Annotated in this window: 26 protein-coding genes; all 26 read left to right on the forward strand. The window is 34.4% G+C overall.

Annotated features, from left to right (window positions below; translation table 11 throughout):
• Positions 1-277: 277 nt before the first annotated feature.
• The 26 genes from ftsY (at position 278) to aroB (ending at position 21,645) form a co-directional block, all read left to right on the forward strand.
• On the forward strand, positions 278-1,222 hold the full coding sequence (gene ftsY, locus H8718_RS07830; protein WP_334299079.1) for a signal recognition particle-docking protein FtsY: 945 nt from the start codon (positions 278-280) through the stop codon (positions 1,220-1,222).
• 77 nt (positions 1,223-1,299) lie between these two features.
• Positions 1,300-1,653: a YlxM family DNA-binding protein gene (gene ylxM, locus H8718_RS07835; RefSeq protein WP_177672190.1), complete on the forward strand. Its 354-nt coding sequence runs from the start codon at positions 1,300-1,302 to the stop codon at positions 1,651-1,653.
• Between the two features lie 13 nt (positions 1,654-1,666).
• Positions 1,667-3,001 carry a signal recognition particle protein gene (gene ffh, locus H8718_RS07840; RefSeq protein WP_249332498.1) on the forward strand — a complete coding sequence of 445 codons (1,335 nt, stop codon included), beginning with the start codon at positions 1,667-1,669 and terminating at the stop codon, positions 2,999-3,001.
• Between the two features lie 33 nt (positions 3,002-3,034).
• Positions 3,035-3,280: a 30S ribosomal protein S16 gene (gene rpsP, locus H8718_RS07845; protein ID WP_177672188.1), complete on the forward strand. Its 246-nt coding sequence runs from the start codon at positions 3,035-3,037 to the stop codon at positions 3,278-3,280.
• A gap of 19 nt (positions 3,281-3,299) precedes the next feature.
• Positions 3,300-3,530, forward strand: a complete 231-nt coding sequence (locus tag H8718_RS07850; RefSeq protein WP_249332499.1) for a KH domain-containing protein — start codon at positions 3,300-3,302, stop codon at positions 3,528-3,530.
• A 122-nt stretch (positions 3,531-3,652) separates the two neighbouring features.
• On the forward strand, positions 3,653-4,156 hold the full coding sequence (gene rimM, locus H8718_RS07855) for a ribosome maturation factor RimM (RefSeq protein ID WP_177672186.1): 504 nt from the start codon (positions 3,653-3,655) through the stop codon (positions 4,154-4,156).
• Complete coding sequence (trmD, locus tag H8718_RS07860; RefSeq protein ID WP_249332500.1) at positions 4,156-4,902, forward strand: tRNA (guanosine(37)-N1)-methyltransferase TrmD; 747 nt, start codon at positions 4,156-4,158, stop codon at positions 4,900-4,902. The genes rimM and trmD overlap by 1 nt, the downstream gene beginning before the upstream one ends.
• Positions 4,903-4,991: 89 nt before the next feature.
• Positions 4,992-5,336, forward strand: coding sequence for a 50S ribosomal protein L19 (gene rplS, locus H8718_RS07865; RefSeq protein ID WP_177672184.1), 345 nt, complete (start codon positions 4,992-4,994; stop codon positions 5,334-5,336).
• Between the two features lie 68 nt (positions 5,337-5,404).
• Positions 5,405-5,953, forward strand: coding sequence for a signal peptidase I (gene lepB / locus H8718_RS07870; protein ID WP_177672183.1), 549 nt, complete (start codon positions 5,405-5,407; stop codon positions 5,951-5,953).
• A gap of 20 nt (positions 5,954-5,973) precedes the next feature.
• Positions 5,974-6,852, forward strand: coding sequence for a ribosome biogenesis GTPase YlqF (gene ylqF / locus H8718_RS07875; protein WP_177672182.1), 879 nt, complete (start codon positions 5,974-5,976; stop codon positions 6,850-6,852).
• A complete protein-coding gene (lepB, locus tag H8718_RS07880; protein WP_249332501.1) occupies positions 6,846-7,373 on the forward strand; it encodes a signal peptidase I in 528 nt (175 codons plus the stop codon). The genes ylqF and lepB (H8718_RS07880) overlap by 7 nt, the downstream gene beginning before the upstream one ends.
• 28 nt (positions 7,374-7,401) lie before the next feature.
• The gene (gene lepB, locus H8718_RS07885; protein ID WP_177672181.1) at positions 7,402-7,929 is read left to right on the forward strand and encodes a signal peptidase I; all 528 of its coding nucleotides are present in this window, start codon (positions 7,402-7,404) and stop codon (positions 7,927-7,929) included.
• Positions 7,929-8,705, forward strand: a complete 777-nt coding sequence (locus H8718_RS07890; RefSeq protein WP_249332502.1) for a ribonuclease HII — start codon at positions 7,929-7,931, stop codon at positions 8,703-8,705. The genes lepB (H8718_RS07885) and H8718_RS07890 overlap by 1 nt, the downstream gene beginning before the upstream one ends.
• A 225-nt stretch (positions 8,706-8,930) precedes the next feature.
• On the forward strand, positions 8,931-9,299 hold the full coding sequence (locus H8718_RS07895; RefSeq protein ID WP_249332503.1) for a YraN family protein: 369 nt from the start codon (positions 8,931-8,933) through the stop codon (positions 9,297-9,299).
• Positions 9,300-9,301: 2 nt separating this feature from the next.
• The gene (gene pgeF / locus H8718_RS07900) at positions 9,302-10,126 is read left to right on the forward strand and encodes a peptidoglycan editing factor PgeF (RefSeq protein WP_249332504.1); all 825 of its coding nucleotides are present in this window, start codon (positions 9,302-9,304) and stop codon (positions 10,124-10,126) included.
• 12 nt (positions 10,127-10,138) lie between these two features.
• Complete coding sequence (locus H8718_RS07905) at positions 10,139-11,485, forward strand: DUF512 domain-containing protein (protein ID WP_249332505.1); 1,347 nt, start codon at positions 10,139-10,141, stop codon at positions 11,483-11,485.
• Positions 11,482-12,810: a ribosome biogenesis GTPase Der gene (gene der, locus H8718_RS07910; RefSeq protein ID WP_177672177.1), complete on the forward strand. Its 1,329-nt coding sequence runs from the start codon at positions 11,482-11,484 to the stop codon at positions 12,808-12,810. Before H8718_RS07905 ends, der begins: the two co-directional genes overlap by 4 nt.
• Before the next feature lie 2 nt (positions 12,811-12,812).
• Positions 12,813-13,418: a glycerol-3-phosphate 1-O-acyltransferase PlsY gene (gene plsY, locus H8718_RS07915; RefSeq protein ID WP_249332506.1), complete on the forward strand. Its 606-nt coding sequence runs from the start codon at positions 12,813-12,815 to the stop codon at positions 13,416-13,418.
• Positions 13,419-13,429: 11 nt separating this feature from the next.
• Positions 13,430-14,425: an NAD(P)H-dependent glycerol-3-phosphate dehydrogenase gene (locus H8718_RS07920; protein ID WP_177672175.1), complete on the forward strand. Its 996-nt coding sequence runs from the start codon at positions 13,430-13,432 to the stop codon at positions 14,423-14,425.
• Positions 14,426-14,502: 77 nt separating this feature from the next.
• Positions 14,503-15,981 carry a stage IV sporulation protein A gene (gene spoIVA / locus H8718_RS07925; protein WP_249332507.1) on the forward strand — a complete coding sequence of 493 codons (1,479 nt, stop codon included), beginning with the start codon at positions 14,503-14,505 and terminating at the stop codon, positions 15,979-15,981.
• Positions 15,982-16,084: 103 nt separating this feature from the next.
• Positions 16,085-17,980 carry an HlyD family efflux transporter periplasmic adaptor subunit gene (locus tag H8718_RS07930; protein WP_177672173.1) on the forward strand — a complete coding sequence of 632 codons (1,896 nt, stop codon included), beginning with the start codon at positions 16,085-16,087 and terminating at the stop codon, positions 17,978-17,980.
• A 12-nt stretch (positions 17,981-17,992) separates the two neighbouring features.
• A complete protein-coding gene (locus H8718_RS07935; RefSeq protein WP_177672172.1) occupies positions 17,993-18,682 on the forward strand; it encodes a YggS family pyridoxal phosphate-dependent enzyme in 690 nt (229 codons plus the stop codon).
• 38 nt (positions 18,683-18,720) lie between these two features.
• Positions 18,721-19,170 (forward strand): cell division protein SepF, encoded by a 450-nt coding sequence (locus H8718_RS07940; protein WP_177672171.1) that lies wholly within the window; start codon positions 18,721-18,723, stop codon positions 19,168-19,170.
• Between the two features lie 24 nt (positions 19,171-19,194).
• Positions 19,195-19,968 carry a YlmH/Sll1252 family protein gene (locus H8718_RS07945; protein ID WP_177672170.1) on the forward strand — a complete coding sequence of 258 codons (774 nt, stop codon included), beginning with the start codon at positions 19,195-19,197 and terminating at the stop codon, positions 19,966-19,968.
• Positions 19,969-19,981: 13 nt separating this feature from the next.
• Positions 19,982-20,560: a DivIVA domain-containing protein gene (locus H8718_RS07950; protein WP_177672169.1), complete on the forward strand. Its 579-nt coding sequence runs from the start codon at positions 19,982-19,984 to the stop codon at positions 20,558-20,560.
• A 2-nt stretch (positions 20,561-20,562) separates the two neighbouring features.
• Positions 20,563-21,645, forward strand: coding sequence for a 3-dehydroquinate synthase (gene aroB / locus H8718_RS07955; protein ID WP_249332508.1), 1,083 nt, complete (start codon positions 20,563-20,565; stop codon positions 21,643-21,645).

The raw sequence follows: 21,645 nt of genomic DNA on the forward strand, positions 1-21,645 counted from the left end.
TAAAGAGGAGTCTTTACAAGAGGAAACTTCTATAGCAGAGGAAGAAAAACAGAATATTATCCTATCAGAGCCTATTATGGAATTACAAGAAGCAGAACAAGAAAAGGAATATCAAGTAGAGCATCAAGAAGTAGAGCATGTAGAAGAAAGTGCAGAGTTCAATGATTTAGTTGAAGAAACTGCACATGAGTTAGAGGAACAATCCGAAACAGTTACAGAGTTACAGCCAGCAGTAGAAGAGACTGCAATAAATGAAGAGACTCAAGCAGAAGAGGTAATGAAAGAAGAACCTAAGAAGAAAGGTTTATTCTCTAAACTTTTTAGTGGGCTTACTAAAACACGTGATAATTTCTTAGGAGCAGTAGATGACGTACTACGAGGTTTTAAGAAAATTGACGAAGAGCTTTATGAAGAGCTTGAAGAGGCTCTTATTATGGCTGACTTTGGTGTCGATACAACACTCAATATGATGGAAAGATTACGTGCTTTAGTTAAAGAACGTAAAATTACAGAACCAAGTGAGCTCAAAAATACACTTCAAGAAATCATTACAGATATTTTAACAGCACAAGAAAATACACCACTTATTGTAGAAGGAAAGCCTAATGTTATTTTAGTGATTGGTGTAAATGGTGTAGGTAAGACGACAACTATTGGAAAGCTTGCACATCAATTTAAAGAACAAAATAAAAATGTAGTCCTTGCAGCAGCAGATACTTTTAGAGCGGCAGCTATAGAACAGCTTCAAATTTGGGCAGATCGCTCACAAACACCACTTATTAAACATGAAGAAGGATCAGATCCTGCAGCCGTTGTTTTTGATGGTATTAAAGCGGCTAAAGCAAGAAAAAGTGATGTTCTTATTTGTGATACAGCAGGGCGCCTTCAAAATAAAACAAATCTCATGAAAGAATTAGAGAAAATGGGCCGTATTATAGAAAGAGAATACCCAGAAGCTCATAAAGAAGTCCTTATTGTATTAGATGCAACAACAGGCCAAAATGCTCTTTCACAGGTTAAAGTTTTTAAAGAAGTTGCCAAAGTAGATGGAATCGTTCTTACTAAGTTGGATGGAACAGCTAAAGGTGGAGCTGTAGTAGGAATCTGCGAAAGTTTAAAGGTTCCAGTTAAATATATTGGTGTAGGTGAGAAGATAGATGATCTTCAACCATTTGATCCAGAAGCATTTGCTGCAGCACTTTTTAATACAGAGAAAAAATAAACGTTGACAAATGATGAGATTTTCTTTATAATTCATCTGTAAAGCAAAAAGGGCTGACAGTGGCCGGGGGGTGTTGTATGGAAAAGTTTGTTGAAATTACGTACTTATATGATTTTTATGAGTCCTTATTAACAGACAAGCAAAGAGAATTATTAATGCGTTATTATTTTGATGACTATTCATTAGGAGAACTCGCAAGCACATATAACATTAGCCGTCAAAGTGTTTTTGATACCATAAAGAAAGCTGAGCAGAAAATGCTTGATTATGAAGCAAAACTCGGCTTATGGAGCAAATACGTTAAACAAGAAAAGATTCTTACAGAAGCAAAAGCAAAACTTAATGCATTTTGTAAAGAATGCACAAATAAAAATAATAGACAGCTTGAGGAAGTTTTAGCACTTATTGAAAAGCTGTCAAGTGAAATGTAGGAGGACTTTTAGGATGCCCTTTGATCAATTATCTACTAAACTACAGGAAGTTTTCAAACAGCTTAAAAGTAAAGGTAAACTAACTGAGAAAGATGTTAAAGTTGCCTTAAGAGAAGTTAAGCTTGCTCTTTTAGAGGCAGATGTTAACTTTAAAGTAGTTAAACAATTTATTAAAACAATAGAAGAACGTGCAGTAGGTACTGATGTTCTAGAAAGCTTAACACCAGGTCAGCAAGTTATTAAAATCGTAAATGACGAGTTAGTAAGCCTGATGGGCGGTGCACAAAGTAAAATTACTTTTGCATCTAAGGGGATTACACCTATTATGATGGTAGGTCTTCAAGGAGCTGGTAAGACAACAACAAGTGGTAAGCTTGCAGCACTTATCAAATCTCAAGGGAAAAGACCATTACTTGTAGGATGTGACGTTTATAGACCAGCAGCTATTGAACAGCTAACAAAGGTCGGTAAACAAGTTAATGTTCCAGTATTCTCATTAGGAACAGATCATAACCCAGTAGATATTGCAAAAGCAGGGATGGAATATGCTAGGGAAAACAACTATGATGTTGTTTTAATCGATACGGCAGGGCGACTTCATATTGATGAAGTACTTATGGATGAGCTTAAATTTATTAAGTCTGATGTAAAGCCTAGAGAGATTTTACTTGTTGTAGATGCTATGACAGGACAAGATGCTGTCAATGTGGCAGAAGCCTTTAATGAAGCATTAGGCATTGATGGGATTATTATGACTAAACTCGATAGTGATAACAGAGGTGGTGCAGCCTTATCTGTTAAAGCAGTTACGAATAAGCCAATCAAGTATGCTGGTATGGGTGAGAAATTAAGTGACCTTGAGCCGTTTCATCCAGAACGTATGGCTTCTCGTATTTTAGGAATGGGAGATGTCCTTACACTTATTGAAAAAGCTCAACAAAACTATGATGAAGAAAAAGCTAAGGAATTAGAAGCTAAATTTAGAAAAGCTGAATTTAACTTTGATGATTTCTTAGATCAAATGAGACAGCTAAAAAAAATGGGACCTCTTAATCAAATTATGGGGATGCTCCCAGGTATGAATACCGCAAAACTAGGCGATATTAATGTTGATGAAAAACAGCTTGCCTATATTGAAGCCATTATTTTGTCTATGACTAAAGAGGAAAGACAAAACCCAAGCATTTTAAATATGTCTCGTAAGAAACGTATTGCAAAAGGTAGTGGGCGCGATATTCAAGAAGTTAATCGTCTGATTAAACAGTTTGAGCAGATGCAGACGATGATGAAGCAGTTCTCTGGTATGATGAAAGGCAAAAAAGGTAAATTTAAATTACCTTTTATGTAAATAAATAATAATTTTATAATGAGGTGGAATACAATGGCAGTAAAAATCCGTTTAAAAAGATTAGGTGCTAAAAAAGCTCCTTTCTACAGAATCGTAGTAGCAGACTCTCGTTCTCCAAGAGATGGACGTTTCATTGAAGAAGTAGGTTTCTTCAACCCATGTCAAGAACCAAACGAATTAAGCGTAAATAAAGAAGCAGTAGAAAAATGGTTATCAAATGGTGCTCAACCAACTGATACAGTAAAAACTTTACTTAAAAAATCTGGTATTGAAATGTAATACCTAATGGAGGTATCCGATGAAAAATTTAGTTGAAGTGATCGCCAAGCAATTGGTTGACTTTCCAGAAGAAGTTTCTGTGTCACAACGCGAAGATGAGCATGCAGTAATTCTAGAACTAAAAGTAGCCCCAAGTGATATGGGTAAAATCATCGGAAAGCAAGGTAAGATTGCAAAAGCAATACGTACCATTGTAAAGTCTTCGGCAGCTTCTTTAAGTAAGAAAGTTGTTGTGGAGATTAATGAGTAGGTTAGGGTATACCCTAGCCTACTTTGTTATATTAACCATTAGATAGAAGATCTTCTTTCCTATAAAAGAGGGCTTTGTATCTAGTTGTTAAAATGATTTAACATAGAAAGGATGCTTATAAGATGGAACAAATGTTTACAATAGGTAAAATCGTTAATACACATGGTGTTAAAGGAGAAGTACGAGTTCTCCCATCTACAGATGATGTTAAGCGTTTTGGTAAGCTTAAGGAAGTGAAAGTTGAAAACCGAACAATGACAACTTATGAAATTGAAACAGTACGTTATCATAAGAATTTTGTACTTTTAAAATTCAAGGGCATAGATACTATGAATGAAGCAGAACTTCTTAAAAATAGTCTCTTAAAGATTGATCGTAAAGATGCACTTCCACTTAAAAAGGATGAGTATTATCAATGTGACCTTTATGGGCTTAGAGTGGTGACAGATACAGGGAGAGATTTAGGTAAGTTAACAGATATTCTTATGACAGGTAGCAATGATGTGTATGTTGTGCGTAATGAGGAAAAAGAAATTCTTATTCCTGCTATTAAACAGTGTATTTTAAAGGTAGATTTAGAAGCTGGGGAAATGCTTGTACATTTATTAGAAGGGTTAGAGGACTAATGAAAATTACAGTAATGACCTTATTCCCTGAAATGATAGATGCAGTTATTAATTGTAGTATTTTAGGGCGTGCTAGACAAAAAGGACTTATTGAAATAGAAGCGGTTAATATTCGTGATTTTGCAAATAATAAACATCTTCAGGTTGATGATTATCCTTATGGCGGTGGAGCAGGTATGCTAATGATGGCTGATCCTGTATGTAGATGTTATGACCATATTAAGGAGCATGCTAAAGCTGAGCCTTCACGTGTTATTTATATGACACCTCAAGGGAAGCCTTGGAAACAATCTATGGCCGAAAGCTTTGCACAAGAAGAACATGTTGTCCTACTGTGTGGGCATTATGAGGGGATTGATCAGCGTGCTATAGATGCTATTGTAACAGATGAAGTTTCTATAGGTGATTATGTACTTACAGGTGGTGAACTTGCGGCGCTTGTTGTAGCAGATAGTATCAGTAGACTTGTACCTGGTGTATTAGGAAAAGAAGAATCTTTTCAAGATGAGAGCTTTTCAGAGGGACTTTTAGAGTATCCACAGTATACAAGACCTGCTGTTTACAATGGACAGGCTGTACCTGATGTACTACTTTCTGGTAATCATCAGAAGATTGCTGCCTATAGGAGAGAGCAGTCTATTATAAATACTTTTAATAAAAGGCCTGATCTTCTCAAACAAGCTCCATTAACGGATAAAGAGAAACAGTTTATCCACGATTATGCAAAAAATCGTTGCAAATCTTAAAAAGACATGCTATAATTTGTGAGAGTTATTACGGATGGTCCGCTGACACATATGTGCTTAAGAACATCTTAGATTAAAGGAGAAAAATAATGAACGAAATTATCAGAGCAATTGAAAATGAACAAATTAGAGAAGTAACACCTTTCAATGTAGGGGATACAGTACGTGTTTATGCTCGTATCAAAGAAGGACAAAGAGAACGTGTACAAATGTTCGAAGGAATCGTTCTTAAAAGACAAAATGGTGGAGCTCGTGAAACATTCACAGTAAGAAGAATTTCTTACGGTGTTGGTGTTGAAAAAACATGGCCAGTTCACTCACCACTTCTTGAAAAAATCGAAGTTATCCGTCGTGGTAAAGTAAGACGTGCTAAACTTAACTACTTACGTGACCGTGTAGGTAAAAACGCTAAAGTTAAAGAATTAATCAAGTAATAAGAATTAATAAAATAAAAAGGGACTTTTAAAGTCCCTTTTTGTGTATAGAAATGAGAGTATGGCTGATGAAATACATAAAAAATAAATGTGCTAAAGTAGCTTGGGGCTGGGGGAAAGATTTAGCTATAGCGCTAATTGTAGTAACGATTGTAACTACTTTTTTTATGCAAAATCTACGCGTTCAAGGTACATCAATGGCGCCCTTACTAGATAATAGCCATATGGTGATTATAAATAAATTTGTGTACACATTTAAGTCACCACAAAGAGGGGAAATTGTAGGGTTTCATTCAGATAACGTTTCCAATCCCGTCGTGAAGCGTATTATAGGTATGCCTGGGGATCTTATAGACTATAGAAATGAAAAGCTTTATGTCAATGGCACCCCTATTAATAATGAAGATAAAAATGTTATGATGCATGGAGGAGATATTAAGTATCCTTTTACAGTACCACAAGATACTTATTTTGTCCTAGGTGATAATTATAATAATAGTATAGATAGCCGATTTAACTATATAGGCTGTGTACCTAGAAATAAAATTATTGGCCGCATTGATATGCGTATATGGCCTTTTTGGACGAATCCATTTTTAAAAGAAGAAATTTATTAGAAAAGTAAAGGTGAAGAATAATGCAAATACAATGGTATCCAGGACATATGACGAAGACGAGACGTTTAATAGAAGAAAATATTAAACTTGTTGATATTGTTATTGAGTTATTAGATGCAAGAGCGCCTTATAGTACTAAAAATCCTGATATAGATAAACTTGCAAAAGGAAAAATGCGCTTAATCGTTCTTAATAAGAGTGATTTAGCAGATCCAAAACTGCTTAAAGCATGGACTGACTGGTATAGCAGTAGTAATGTTAAGGTTATTGAAATTATCGCTACATCAGGAAAAGGTATGAAAGAGGTTACAGCTGCAGCTGAAGAAATGCTTAGAGAAAAAATTGAGAGGGATAAAGCAAGAGGACGTATTTATAGACCTATTCGTGCTATGATTGTAGGTATTCCAAACGTAGGAAAGTCTACTTTTATTAACACTTTAGTAGGAAAAGGTTCTACTAAGACTGGAGATAAACCAGGTGTAACACGTGGTAAACAATGGGTTAAGATTAAAAAGGGCTTTGAACTTTTAGATATGCCAGGTATCTTATGGCCTAAATTTGAAGATCAAGAAGTTGCTAAAAAACTTGCTTATTTAGGCTCTATTAAAGATGAAATCTTAGATACACGTGAACTTGCTATGGGCTTTTTAGAGTTAGGAGCAAAACGTTTTAGAGGCAAATTAGAAGAACGTTATAAACTAGAAATTACAGATGAAATGACACCATATGATATGCTACTTGCAATTGGTAATAAACGAGGCTTCATTACACCAGGTGGTGGGGTAGATGAAAACAGAACAGCTCTTGTTATTTTAGATGAATATCGCAGTGGCAAGATCGGTAAGATTACAGTGGAATCCCCTACAGACCTTGTAGGAGAGGAAGGATCAGATTGTTAAAAGTTAAAAATTTTTTAGAGTTTATAAAGGAGCCATTACTTGCTGTATTGGCTGCTTTACTCATTTCGCAGTTTTTAATGATGCACACACGTATTCCCAGTGGTTCAATGATTCCTACAATCAATAAGGGTGATCATCTTATTGTTAATTTGATTCCAAGCTATTATAGAGTGCCAGATAGAGGTGAAGTAGTAGTTTTTGAATATAATGGTGAGAATTTAATTAAACGTGTTATTGGGCTTCCTGGAGATATTATAGATTTACGAGATGGGAAAGTGTATATTAACGGAGAGGAACTAGATGAAATAGCTTATATTCGTACCTTTAATAGCACAAGAGAATATGTAGGAAGTAGCATAGAGTTTCCGTATACAGTACCGGAAGGTCGTTATTTTATGATGGGAGATAATAGGGAAGGAAGTGCCGATAGTCGTATTTTTGGTGCTATTCCAAAGGAAAAGATTATTGCTATCGGTGCATTTAAAATTTATCCTTTAGATCAGATAGGTGTATTAAGGTAATAAATACTTAAGGAAAGAGGCGTAAATCATGGAAAAGTTAAGAAACGTATTAGATTTTAGTAAGGATTTACTAGTTGCCCTTTTAGCAGCACTTCTAGTTATTCAATTTGTAGCTATGCATACAGAAGTACCAAGTGGTTCAATGATTCCTACCATTAATGAAAAAGATCATCTTCTCATTAGTCAATTTACAGCTTATCATAAACTTCCTGAAATAGGGGATATTGTTATTTTTAGGGAAGGGCCAGATAGACTTGTAAAACGTGTCGTGGCCCAAGGTGGAGATATAGTGGATCTTCAAGATGGGGATGTTTATGTTAATGGAGAGATTTTAGACGAATCAAGTTATGTAAGAAAAGAACATGTTACATATCCATTTTCTTGGAGTGATATAGAATTTCCTTATGAGGTACCAGAAGGAAGCTTTTGGATGATGGGAGATAACCGTGAGGAGAGTGCCGATAGTCGTGTATTTGGTGCTATAAAAGAAGAAGCTATTATTGCTATTGGAGCTTTTAGAATTTATCCTTTTGATCAAATAGGAGTATTAGAATAATGGATTTACAGACACTCAAAATGAAAGACATTGAAATACTCTATAAAAATACTTCTATAGAAGCATTGCCAGCATTATTAGAGTTTTTTAAAAGAGATACAAGAGCTGGAGTACAAAAGCTTTATCAAAAGGGATTAAAAGAGCTTCAAGCACTAGAAAATCTGAAAATAGAATGGCAACAAAAACAGGACTTTGATGAATGCTTTAGAGAATCAGGTCAGGTTTTAGTAGGTGTAGATGAAGTAGGAAGGGGACCATTAGCAGGTCCAGTTGTGGCATGTGCTGTTGTTTTACCGACGAATTGTGAACTATTAGGTGTTAAGGATTCTAAAAAGTTGACAGAAGAAAAAAGAGAACTACTTTATGATGAGATTATGAAAAAAGCATTGTATGTAGGAATCGGTATTATAGAAGCAACTGAAATAGATGAGATTAATATTTTACAAGCTACCTTTAAAGCTATGAGAGTTGCTTTAGAAAAGATGAATGTGATCTATCAAACGGTTTTAGTAGATGGTGATAAAACCATTCCACAGCTTGATTGTATACAACATGCGATTGTCAAAGGAGATAATAAGAGTGCTTCTATAGCAGCAGCAAGTATTGTAGCTAAAGTGACAAGAGACCGAATGATGAAAGAGTATGCCCTTACTTATCCAATGTATGATTGGGAAAGCAATAAAGGTTATGGAAGTACAAAACATTATGAGGGTATTAGACACTATGGCATTACATCACTTCATAGAAAAACCTTTTTAAAAAAAGAAGGATTTTAAATTCTAATAATAGGATAAATAATGCTGCCTTAATTGTTATAGATAAGGCAGCATTATTTATAGGGAGAAAAATTTTTCTTATTAAACTTATTTACTTATTACAGGATAAAGGGTATCATCTTTCTAGATGTTCTAGTGTTTATAAAGATTTTAAACTGGCTACACTTCTAATAGAGTAAAAACGAGAAGGCAAATTAAACATTTGTAAATGATAGGAATGAAGATATGCCAAAAAGTAGAAACAATTTTAATAATAGACAAATAGGTACTTATTATGAAATACGAGCTAGAGAATATCTAGTAGATAAAGGATATCAAATTTTAACTATGAATTTTAGATGTCGAACAGGTGAGATTGATATGATCGCAAAAGATGGGGCATATACTGTATTTGTAGAAATTAAATATAGAAGCAATAATAAATGTGGATTGCCTCGTGAGAGTATAACCTATTACAAAAAGCAAAAGATTGTAAAGGTAGCTCAATATTATTTGGTGTATCATCATTTAGGAGATATTCCGTGTAGATTTGATGTTATTGAGATTTATAAAGAGCAGATTAATCATATTATAAATGCGTTTATGGAGGGATAATTATGCAAAATCACACAGACTGTATATTGGATCTTGAAAGTCAAGTGCCTCATGTAAAATTTAAAAAATGGCAAGATGATCCTCATATGAAGCATTGTTTTACAACTAAATTAGGTGGTGTTAGTGAAGGAGAATGGGCAAGCTTAAATTTAGGCTTCAATAGAGGAGATGGGGAAGGTAATGTCCTTGAAAATTATAAAAGGGTTTGTCACATGTTAGAAGTACCTTTTGAAAGTCTTATCTTATCTAGACAAATTCATGAAACACATATAGAAGAAGTGACATTAAAGGATGTAGGAAATGGTATTCATTCTCCTAATAAATGGGAGAGTGTAGATGGTATTTATACAGGGGAAAGGGGATTAACACTTGTAACACATTATGCAGATTGTGTTCCTCTGTTTTTTTATGCATCAAAATATGGTATGATTGGAATGGCCCATGCAGGCTGGAGAGGTACTGTAGGGGGTATTGGTAAAAAAATGATTGAAATATGGCATAATAAGCATCATATTCCACTTGAAGAGATACAAGTCGGGATAGGTCCTTCTATAGGACCTTGCTGTTTTGAAGTAGGGGAAGAAGTGGCTAGGGTCTTTATAGAGAAGTTTGGGCATGTAAACTTTATTACAAAAAATATACGCAATGAAAAATATTATATTGATTTATGGGCATGCAATGAAAAGATTCTAGTGGATGCAGGCATAAAACAGGAGCAGATTGCAAAAGCTGAGATGTGTACCTGTTGCCAAAGTGATATTTTTTATTCACATCGAAAAACACAAGGAAAAAGAGGAACATTAGGTGCTTTTATGTACTTGAAATAGGAGTTGACAACAGTGAAAAACAGAACAGAATATAAAGCACATCTTATTACAGATGTACTACCCGGTAGTATTGCAGAGGAATTAGAAATAGAAAAAGGCGATAAGCTTTTAGCCATTAATGATGAATATATACAAGATGTATTTGATTATCGATTCTTATTAGCAGATGAAGAAATTGATCTTTATATTGAGAAAGCAAATGGTGAACTTTGGAATTTAGAAATTGAGAAGGACTACAGTGAAGATTTAGGACTTGTCTTTGAGACAGAACTGATGGATGAACTTATTAGATGTCGTAACAAGTGTCAGTTCTGCTTCATTGACCAGTTGCCACCTAATATGCGTAAGACAGTCTATTTTAAAGATGATGACTGGCGCATGTCATTTTTAAATGGTAACTATATTACTTTAACCAATATTTCAGAGCGTGACTTAAGTCGTATGATTAAATACCGTTTATCACCTCTTAATATCTCTATTCATGCGACAGATCCTGAAGTAAGAATTAATATGTTACACAATCGTTTTGCAGGTGCTATTAAAGAACAGATTAGACATTTAATAGACAATGGTATACAGGTTAATGGACAGATTGTATTATGTAAAGGCTTAAATGATGGTGCAGTCCTTGATCAAACGATCCAAGACTTAAGTGAATTTATTCCGGATATCTTATCGCTTACTATTGTACCTGTTGGTTTATCTAAATTTAGAGAAAGTCTTACTACATTAACTTCTTTTGACGGACCATCTTCTAGAGAGGTTATTAGAGTTGTTGAAAAATGGCAAAAATATTATTTAGAGAAAATGGGTACACGTTTTGTCTATGCCGCAGATGAATTTTTCGTAACAGGTGGAGTAGAGCTGCCAAGTTATGAAAGTTATGAAGGATTCCCAGTTTTAGATAATGGTGTAGGGATGTTAACTAAATTTAAATATGAATTAGAAAAGGCACTTGCAATGCATCAAATAGATGAATCTATAGATTTTGAATGCTGTCTTGTAACAGGTTGTATTACAGGTGAATTTATGAAAATGTGTGCAACTAAAGTAAAAGAAAAATTTCCTAATGTAACGATACATGTCTATCCGGTTGTGAATCATTTCTTTGGAGAAGAAGTCACTGTAACCGGTCTTTTGACAGGACAAGACATTGTAAGTACCTTAAAACAACAAAAGAAGCTAGGGAAAATTTTGCTAATTGCTGAGAATATGTTAAAATGTGGTGAAGAAGTCTTTTTAGATGATTACACATTAGACCAATTAAAGAACGAACTAGATATGCCTGTCCTTGTTATGCCTAATGAAGGACAAGAGTGGCTAGAGAAGATTTTACATGCAAAAGGAGAAACAAAATGAGTAAACCAATTGTAGCAATTATAGGAAGACCAAATGTAGGTAAATCTACATTATTTAATAGACTAGCAAAAGCTAGAATTTCTATTGTAGATGATACACCAGGTGTTACACGTGACCGTATTTATGCTGACGTAGAATGGCTTAATCACAAATTTACCATGATCGATACGGGTGGTATTGAACCAGAAAGTAACGATATTATTTTATCTCAAATGCGTAGACAAGCTGAAGCAGCTATTGCATCTGCAGATGTGATTGTATTCTTAGTTGACGTTAAAACAGGTCTTACAGATTCAGATATGCACGTTGCTAATATGTTAAGAAAAGCACATAAACCAGTTGTACTTGTTGTAAACAAAGTAGATGATATGCAAACACAAACTATGGGTGTATATGAGTTCTATAATTTAGGTCTTGGTGATCCAATTCCAATTTCAGCTGGACAACCTCTTAACCTTGGAGATATGTTAGATGCTATTGTTGAGCACTTCCCAGGTGACACGCAGGAAGAGGAAGAAGATGAAGCGATTAAAGTTGCTATCATTGGTAAACCAAACGTAGGTAAATCTTCACTTGTTAATAAAATTGTAGGTGAAGAGCGTGTTATCGTAAGTGATATTGCTGGTACAACAAGAGATTCTGTTGATACAGAAGTAACAATTGATGGACAAAAATATGTACTTATTGATACAGCAGGTCTTCGTAAGAAAAAGAAAGTTACAGAAAGCATTGAGAAATATAGTATTATCCGTACAGTAGCAGCTGTAGAGCGTGCAGATATTGTACTTATTATGATTGATGCGAATGAGGGGATTACAGAGCAAGATACAAAAATTGCAGGGATTGCTCATGAGGCAGGCAAAGGCTGTATTATCGTTGTGAACAAATGGGATTCTATTGAGAAAAACGATAAAACAATGAATGTATACCTTAAAGATATTACAAATACACTTGCATATATGCAGTATGCACCATGCATGTTTATTTCTGCTGCAACAGGACAACGTGTAGGTAAGCTGTTTGACATGATTCATACCATTGCACAAAATCAAACACTTCGTATTAGTACAGGTCTATTAAATGATGTACTTTATGAAGCAACAGCTATGAATCAACCACCATCAGATAAAGGTAAAGCACTTAAAATCTTTTATATGACACAAGTAAGCGTTAAACCACCAACATTTGTTCTATTTGTAAATGATAAAGAACTTATGCATTTCTCTTATTTAAGGTATATTGAAAACCAAATGCGTGAAGCTTTTGGCTTTAAGGGAACACCAGTTCATTTCATCGTAAGAGAAAAAGGCAGAAAGGATGAATAAAAATGTACAGACTTGTCGCACTTGGTCTGGGCTATTTGCTTGGGGGGATTCAAAGTGCCATTTTATATGGACGTTTTAAAGGGATTGAGATAAGAAATCATGGGAGTGGCAATGCAGGGGCTACAAATACCCTACGTGTACTAGGTAAAAAAGCAGCCCTTATTGTTTTCTTGTGTGATGTATTAAAGGCTGTATTAGCAGTTATCCTAGCAAAATTACTATTTCCAGAAATGGTACTTTTAGCTGGGCTTTATGCAGGTATTGGTGCTATTCTGGGTCATAGCTATCCTTTATTCTTTAAATTTAAAGGAGGTAAAGGAATTGCTGTAACAGTTGGTGCAATTTATATGATTGATCTACCTACTGCTCTTATTGTCAGTCTTATTTTTATTATAAGTGCATGGATTACACGTATTGTTTCTATAAGTTCTTTACTTTTAACAAGTTTTATTCCTATTCTCTTATTTGTATTTTATAAAGGAAATGAGCATATTGTGGAGATTGTTACATTAGGAGTAGTCATTGCAGGCATAACGGCTTATAGACATAAAGCAAATATTAAGCGATTAATGGAAGGAACAGAATCAAAGCTTGGAAGTAAAAGATAAGGAGGGATTCTATGCAAAAGATAGCAGTTTTAGGTGCAGGAAGCTGGGGGTTAGCACTAGCACTTTTACTCAATGAAAAAGGAAATGCAATCACCATATGGTGCTATGATTCAAAAGAAAAAGAAGATATTTTAACTTTTAGAGAAAATAAAAGATGTCTACCAGGTATTAAAATTCCTTTAGAAATTCAGTTTACAACTTCTGTGGAAGAAGCAGTAAAAGAAAAAGATGTAGTCATTATGGCTGTACCATCTAAAGCTATTAGAAAGACTACAGAAAGTATGAAAGCATTTGTGGCTGAAGAGGCTCTTATTGTTAATGTATCAAAAGGAATCGAGTTTGAGACACTTTATACCCTTTCACAAGTGATACAATCTGTTGTGTCAAACCCAGTTGTTGTTTTATCAGGACCAAGTCATGCAGAAGAAGTAGCAAGGCATATGCCAACAACAGTGGTAGCAAGTAGCAACTGTATGGCAAGTGCCGAAAAAATTCAAGACCTCTTTATGACAGAGTACTTTAGAGTCTATACTAATCCGGATATTATAGGTGTTGAATTAGGTGGAGCGCTTAAAAATGTTATTGCATTAGCAGCAGGTGTCGTAGATGGCTTAGGTTATGGTGACAACTCAAAAGCGGCACTTATGACAAGAGGGATTGCAGAAATTTCAAGATTAGGTGTAGCTATGGGGGGGATGCCTGCTACATTTGGTGGGCTTACCGGTATTGGTGACCTTATGGTAACATGTATGAGTGGACATAGCCGTAACCGTAGATGTGGAGAACTCATTGGACAAGGTTATTCTTTAGAAGAAGCAACTCAAAAAATTAACATGGTTGTAGAAGGAGTTCCAACAGCTAAAGGGGCTTATGCCTTAATGAAAGCCTATGAAATAGAGATGCCTATTATAGAGGGTATTTATGAAGTACTTTTTGAAAATTATTCTGTACAAGAATGTGTGCAAAAGCTTATGAATCGTGATAAAAAAATGGAGAGTTTTGATTAAAGTTAGGCATATATCATCCCTTTAGACATATATTTAAAATGTACCCATACATTTTAAATATAGAAGGAGGGACCTAAATGGAATATTGTGACATCTATAGAGATATTTCAGAAAGGACAAACGGTGATATATACTTAGGAATTGTAGGCCCTGTACGTACAGGTAAATCTACTTTTATTAAACGTTTTATGGAAGCACTTGTTATTCCTAATATTGCGAATGAGTATAGTAAAGGACGTGCTCAAGATGAACTACCTCAAAGTGGAGATGGTAAAGTTATTACGACAACAGAGCCTAAATTTATTCCAAATGAAGCAGTAGATATTACCATTGGTGGAGACTTTGATGTAAGTGTGCGACTTATTGATTGTGTTGGTTACATGATTCCTGAAGCAGAAGGTCATATGTACAACAATGTACCACGTATGGTTAAGACACCTTGGTTTGAAGAGGAGATTCCTTTTGCTCAAGCAGCAGAGATTGGGACTAAGAAAGTTATTAACAATCACTCTACTATAGGCGTTGTTGTAACAACAGATGGTAGCTTTACCAATATTGCACGCAATAATTACATAGAGGCAGAGGAACGTGCCATTAATGAACTTAAAAAAATAGGGAAACCTTTTATTGTAGTCTACAATACAAAGAGACCTTATGATCCTGAAGTCCTTGAGGAAACATCAACACTTTCAAGAGAGTATGATGTACCTGTTGTGCCATTAGATGTAGCACAGATGAAAGTAGAAGATATTAATAATTTACTTGAAAAAGTACTTTATGAATTTCCACTTAATGAAATTCAATTTATGCTTCCTAAATGGGTGGAAACACTTGAAAGCGAGCACTGGCTCAAAAAACAATGGATAGATTATATTAAAGAGGTTATCTATCCATTAGAAAATATCCGCCAGATTAAACAAAGTCTAGAACGTTTTAAAGACTTAGAGTTTATTAAAAATGTTTATTTAGAAAAAATTCGCTTAGGCGAAGGTGTTGTTAAAATTGATATTAACACAACAGATGACTTATTCTATCGTGTTCTTTCTGAAACAACAGGGATGGAAATCAATGGTGATCATGAGTTAATGACACTCATTAAAGATTTAGCAGCTACTAAACGTGAGTATGATAAAGTTGCTTATGCACTTAATGAGGTGAAACAAAAAGGTTATGGTGTTGTTGCACCAATTTTTGATGAATTAACTTTGGAAGCGCCAGAAATTGTAAAACAGGGTAATAGCTTTGGGGTTAAGCTTAAGGCAAGTGCACCAAGTTATCATATTATTAGAGCAAATATCCAGACAGAAGTATCTCCGACTGTTGGAACAGAAAAACAAAGTGAAGATCTCATTAATTATATGATGAGTGAATTTGAGACAGACCCAGCTAAAATTTGGGATTCTAATATTTTTGGCAAAACACTTCATGAACTTGTTAATGAAGGTTTACAGAATAAACTGTATCGTATGCCTGAAGATGCCCAAATCAAATTACAAGAAACACTTCAAAAAATTATCAATGAAGGTAACGGCGGATTAATTTGCATTCTTTTATAAAGGCACATTGTGCCTTTATTTTTTTACTTATATGTAAGCTATTGCAAGATTAATCAATCCATTATATGATGGTACTATTAAAGAAAATGTTGGAAGTGAGCAAATGAAGAAGAATAAAACAAGTCAATCAAATAAAAATACAAAAAAACATTCGCCCAATCTAAATTCCAATAATCCTTCTAGAGGGACCTATAATTTAGACGAGTATCGTAATAAAAAGAGAAATTATTATAACCCTTATGCAGATATGGGCACTGGCAATGTAGATAGGAGTAGGGAAAAAACGAATAGCAATCCCTATCGCAACCAATATAACAAATCTAATACACCTCGTTATGGTTCTCCTTATGAGGATAACTATACACGAAGTTCTTATATAAGTCAGAGTTCTTATACACCACCACCTCCAATATATGATCAGCAAGAGGTTCATCCTACACCAGAGCAAAGAAAAGCAGAAATACGCAGTAAGAATAAGATGACACGTAAGCAGCTTCAGGCACAAGCTAAACGTAGAAAAAGACGGATGATGCAAAAGATGACAGTTGGTGTCATTATTACTATGTTTATTACTTATGCAGGGCTTAAAGTTATTGATTTATTTAGATATCCTTCTATCTCTTATCAGACTGTTCAGATGGGTGTTATGGATAATTCAAATCAATTAAAAGGAATTATTTTTAGAGATGAGCAAGTATTTAATAGCACACGGTCTGGAGATATTCATTATATTTTAAGTGAAGGAGAGAAAGTTTCTAAACAAGGGAGTGTATGCCTTGTAGCGCAAAGTACAGAAATTCAGTCACTTAAAGATCAGCTTTATACATTAGATGATAGTTTATATAATAAACAAGAAAAGCGTAGTGACTTATCTTATTATCAAGCAGACCTTTATCAAATTAATGAAGTACTGAAAAAAGAGATGGATAACTTTATAGACAGTAAGTATTGGGAAAATCCTAAAAGTGTCTATGAACTACGCCAATCTCTTGATAAGACTATAGAAGATCGTACAAGCCTTTATATACAAGATGAATCTAAAACAACAGAAGGTTTTCAATCTAATCGTGAAGCTATTATCAATAGCTTAAAAAACAATCAGTCTTCACAAAAAGCAGCTACATCAGGTATTGTTTCCTATGCATTAGATGGCTATGAAACTAAATTAAACGATGAAACAATGAAAACACTTCAATATGATCAATATAAAGAATTGCTTGCAGAAACTAAAAAGTCAGAGATGAGACTACCTTCGGTTGTGGCAGAGGCCAATGAACCACTGTATAAGATTATTACTAGTGATAGATGGGAAATCGTAACTTATATAGAAACTGAACAAGCAAATACATATGATGTAGGTACGTATTATAATCTTTATTTTGAAGACACTAAACAAGATAAAATACGTTTTAAATTAGAAAGTAAGCAGGAAGAAGTAGAAACAGGTTTAACAAAACTCGTCTTTAGTTCAAGTGATTATTTGTCAGATTTCTTAGCTTATAGACTCGTCGAATTTAGTATTGGGCAGAATAAAGCAGAAGGACTTAAGATTCCACTTAAAGCTATTGTTGAGAAAAACATGCTAGGTATACCAAATGAATATATTGTAGAGCAGGGTAGAGAAAAAGGTGTGTTTAAAAAGCAAAACCAGATGAATGTATTTATGCCTCTTAATATTCAGTATTCAGATGATGACTTTTCTTATATTATGCAGCAGATAGATCAATTAGATGGTATAGGTCTTAATAGCGTTATTGAGCATCCTACAGAGGAAAAGCCGTATACCATTTCGGATATGCAGACTGTTCAAGGCGTGTATGTAGTGAACGGTCAGTTTGCACAGTTTAAACGTATTGAAGTAGCAATGACTAATAAAGAATATGCTATTTTAACACAAGATAGGGGAACAAAGCTTAAAGAGTTTGATCAGATTATTTCTAATCCTAAAAACATTAAAGAGGATCAACTTCTCAAGTATATGAATGTTCAAAATGAATAGATAGGTGATAAAATGAAAGAAGCATTAGAGCAAATTAAAGAAGATATTATAAAACATGCTAAGATAAGTGGTAGAAAAAGTGAGGATATTACACTTATTGCGGTTTCAAAAACTTATCCAGCAGAGGCTATTGAAGAGGCTATATCATTAGGGTGTGAGCATTTTGGGGAGAATAAGGTTCAAGAGCTGATGAATAAAGTAGATGTAGTAAAAGGAAATCCAAAGTGGCATTTAATAGGACATCTGCAAACGAATAAAGTAAAATATGTTATAGGTCATGTAGAACTTATTCACTCCGTAGATAGTTTAAAACTTGCTCAGGAAATCGAAAAACAGTCTGCTAAAAAAGGCGTTGTAACTTCTATTTTAATAGAGGTTAATGTGGCAAAGGAAGATTCTAAACATGGCATCTATGTGGAGGATGTTTTAGAGCTTGTAAAGGCAATTGCACAGTTGCCACATGTAAAAATAGAAGGTTTTATGACAGTGGCACCTTTTACAGAAGACCCTGAAGAAAATAGGCCAATCTTTAAAGCCCTTTATGACTTATCAGTTGACATTCAAAAACAAAACATTGATAATATAAGTACAAGTATATTATCTATGGGGATGAGTAATGATTATAAAATCGCAATCGAAGAGGGGGCAACACTCATTCGTATTGGGACAGCACTCTTTGGTGCGCGCGATTACAATAGATAAGAGACAAAGAAATCATCAATTTTGAGGAGGCGTATATAATGAAAGGAATAATGACTAGAATGAAGGACATGATTATGTCTAATGTAGATTTTGAAGATGAAGATGAAGAGTTTGAAGAGGTAGAGCATAAAGTAGAGAGTATACCAAGACCAAGACAACCACTCCCTATGCCACAAGCTCAGCCAAAATTAACACCAATTACTAATGCGGTGCAAGATAAAATGGAAATTCTAAATTTCACAATGTCAAATTATGAGATGACAGGGGAAGTAGCAGCCTATATTAAAAATAAGAAACCTATTATTGTAAATATGAAAAATCTGACACCAGGTGAAGTACAACGTGCTGTAGATTATTTAACAGGTGCATGCTATGCCCTTAATGGATCAGTTGAATGTATTACAGATCAAATTTACATATTTGCACCAGAAAGTGTCAATATTACACCAGAGGTTATTAAACAAAAAAATATTTGGCCAACAGTCTAGAATAAATACGAGGTAGTATATGACATGATAAAATGGACAAGCATAACCAATGAAGAAGAAAAACAATTTTTGAAAACTATAATAGCTTATAATGAAAAATCAGAAAAACAATACCGCATGTTATCCACTTTTTTTTATAATAAAGAATGGATGGACGAGGTACTACATAAATACAATATGCAAAGTGCTTTCAATCAGTATTGTTTCATGGGGGGCTATGAGTATGCCGAAAGGCAAGTGCTTGTCTTTGGTTATGATCAGTCTTATATGGAGATGCCCATTTGTGCACTTAAAGTAACTGTTAAGACAGGAATAGGTAAAACACTTACACACAGGGATTTTTTAGGTGCCTTACTTGGCTTAGGTCTTAAGCGCGAGACTATAGGGGATATTTTACTCAAACCTTTTGGAGCTTATGTCATTGTTATGAAGGAGATGGCGGAGTTTATTTGTTGTCATTTAACTGGAATAGGACGTTATCAAAAGATTACGGTTGAGGAAATTTCATTTTTAGATATGGAAGTAGATCCACCGAGATTTAAAGAATGTCTGACAACAGTTCCATCTTTACGTGTAGACGCTATTTTTGCAGCTGCTTTTGGTTTGAGCAGATCAGAAGTAGTAAGATACTTACAAGGTGATAAAGGTAAAGTGAATGGTATGTTTGTAACAGCTAGTCATCCTATGAAAGTCGGGGATGTAGGGACACTAAGAGGATATGGTAAAATGCGCCTAGGGGCAGTAAATGGTACAACCAAAAAAGATAGACTGCATATTACAATAGAAAAATATATATAGGGGGTTACTCAGAATGTTATCACCAGTAGATATACAAAATAAGGAGTTTAGAAAAGCCAAAGTAGGCGGTTACCATGTAGCAGAAGTTAATGAGTTTCTAGATGAGGTACTTGAAGCTTATCAGCATATTACAAAAGAAAACTATGAACTTAAAGATAAAATTAACATGCTTAATGATAATATTCAATATTATCGTACAATGGAAGCAACTATACAAAATGCGCTCGTATTGGCTGAGAAAACAGCTCAAGATACAAAAACTTTAGCTTATGAAAAGGCAGATCAAATTAAAAAAGATGCTGAGCAAAAAGCAGAGGGTATATTGGATCAGGCGAAAAAAGATATCTATACTTTAAGCAATAAAATCGAAGAGCTCAAAAAGCAATACCTTGCTATGAAAGTTCAAATTAAACAAATGTTACAAGCGCAACTTGAAATTCTAGAACAGCAAAATATTACAGTGTTAACAGATGAAATTAGTGCACCTATTAAATTTGAAGAAGTTAAAGCAGAAGAAGAGGTAGCAATTACAGAAGAAGATGATGAATTTTTCACAAAGGAATTCACTTTTCTTCATGGTGAAGAGGCATAGAGATGAGAAGATTAGAAGCGATGGAGGCTAGACCTTATCCTATTATTTTAACCAGTGATTTTAGCCGCTTAAAAGCAGCTATTAATGAAGTAGCCTGTCCAAGTGCTATCATGATTATTACAGATACCCATGTAGGCCATCTTTATTTAGCAACTGTTAAGGAAGAATTAGGTGAAGGCATTCCAGTATATGATTATGCCTTTAAGGCAGGTGAAACTTCTAAACATTTAGGTACTATCACTGAAATTTATAATGCTCTTTTAGCGGTTCATATGGACCGAAGTGGCCTTATTATTGCATTAGGGGGCGGTGTTGTAGGTGATATAGCAGGTTTTGTAGCCTCAAGCTACATGAGAGGTATTCCTTTTATTCAGATTCCAACAACTATTGTAGCTCAAAATGATAGTAGTATGGGAGGTAAGGTAGGCGTAGATTATTTAGATCATAAAAATATGGTTGGGGCTTTTTATAATCCTAAGCTTGTTTATACCAATATTAGAACATTAGGAACTTTGCCTGAAAGAGAATTTATTTCGGGACTTGCAGAGGTTTTAAAGCATGCACTTATTAAAAATAAAGCTTTTTATGATTATCTTTTAAAAGAAAAGGATAAAATATTACAACAAGACGATAGAAGTCTTATCGAAATGACATATACCTCTTGTAAGGCAAAGTGTGAAGTTGTAGAGGAAGATGCTAAAGAGTTAGGACTACGAAAAATTTTAAATTTTGGACATACTATTGGTCATGCTTTAGAGACAGAATCTCATTTTAATTTATTACATGGCGAATGTGTAGCATATGGTATGGTTATGTCAGCTTATATAAGTTATGGAAGAGGCTATATAGAAGCATCACATTTAAAAGATGTGGAGTCACTTTGTAGGGCTTATAAATTGCTAGCGCCTTTTGGTGAGTATGATATTCATTCACTTTTACAGCATATTTTATATGATAAGAAGAAAGCTTATGGCAAGGTTTCTTTCATCTTGCTTCAAGCAATTGGGCAGGCATGTATTAAGAATGATGTAACACAAGAAGAAATTGAAGAAGCTATACTCTATGTAAGAAAAACGTGCCAGTAA

The sequence above is a fragment of the Zhenhengia yiwuensis genome, from assembly GCF_014384995.1.
In the GTDB taxonomy this organism is placed as follows: domain Bacteria; phylum Bacillota; class Clostridia; order Lachnospirales; family Cellulosilyticaceae; genus Zhenhengia; species Zhenhengia yiwuensis.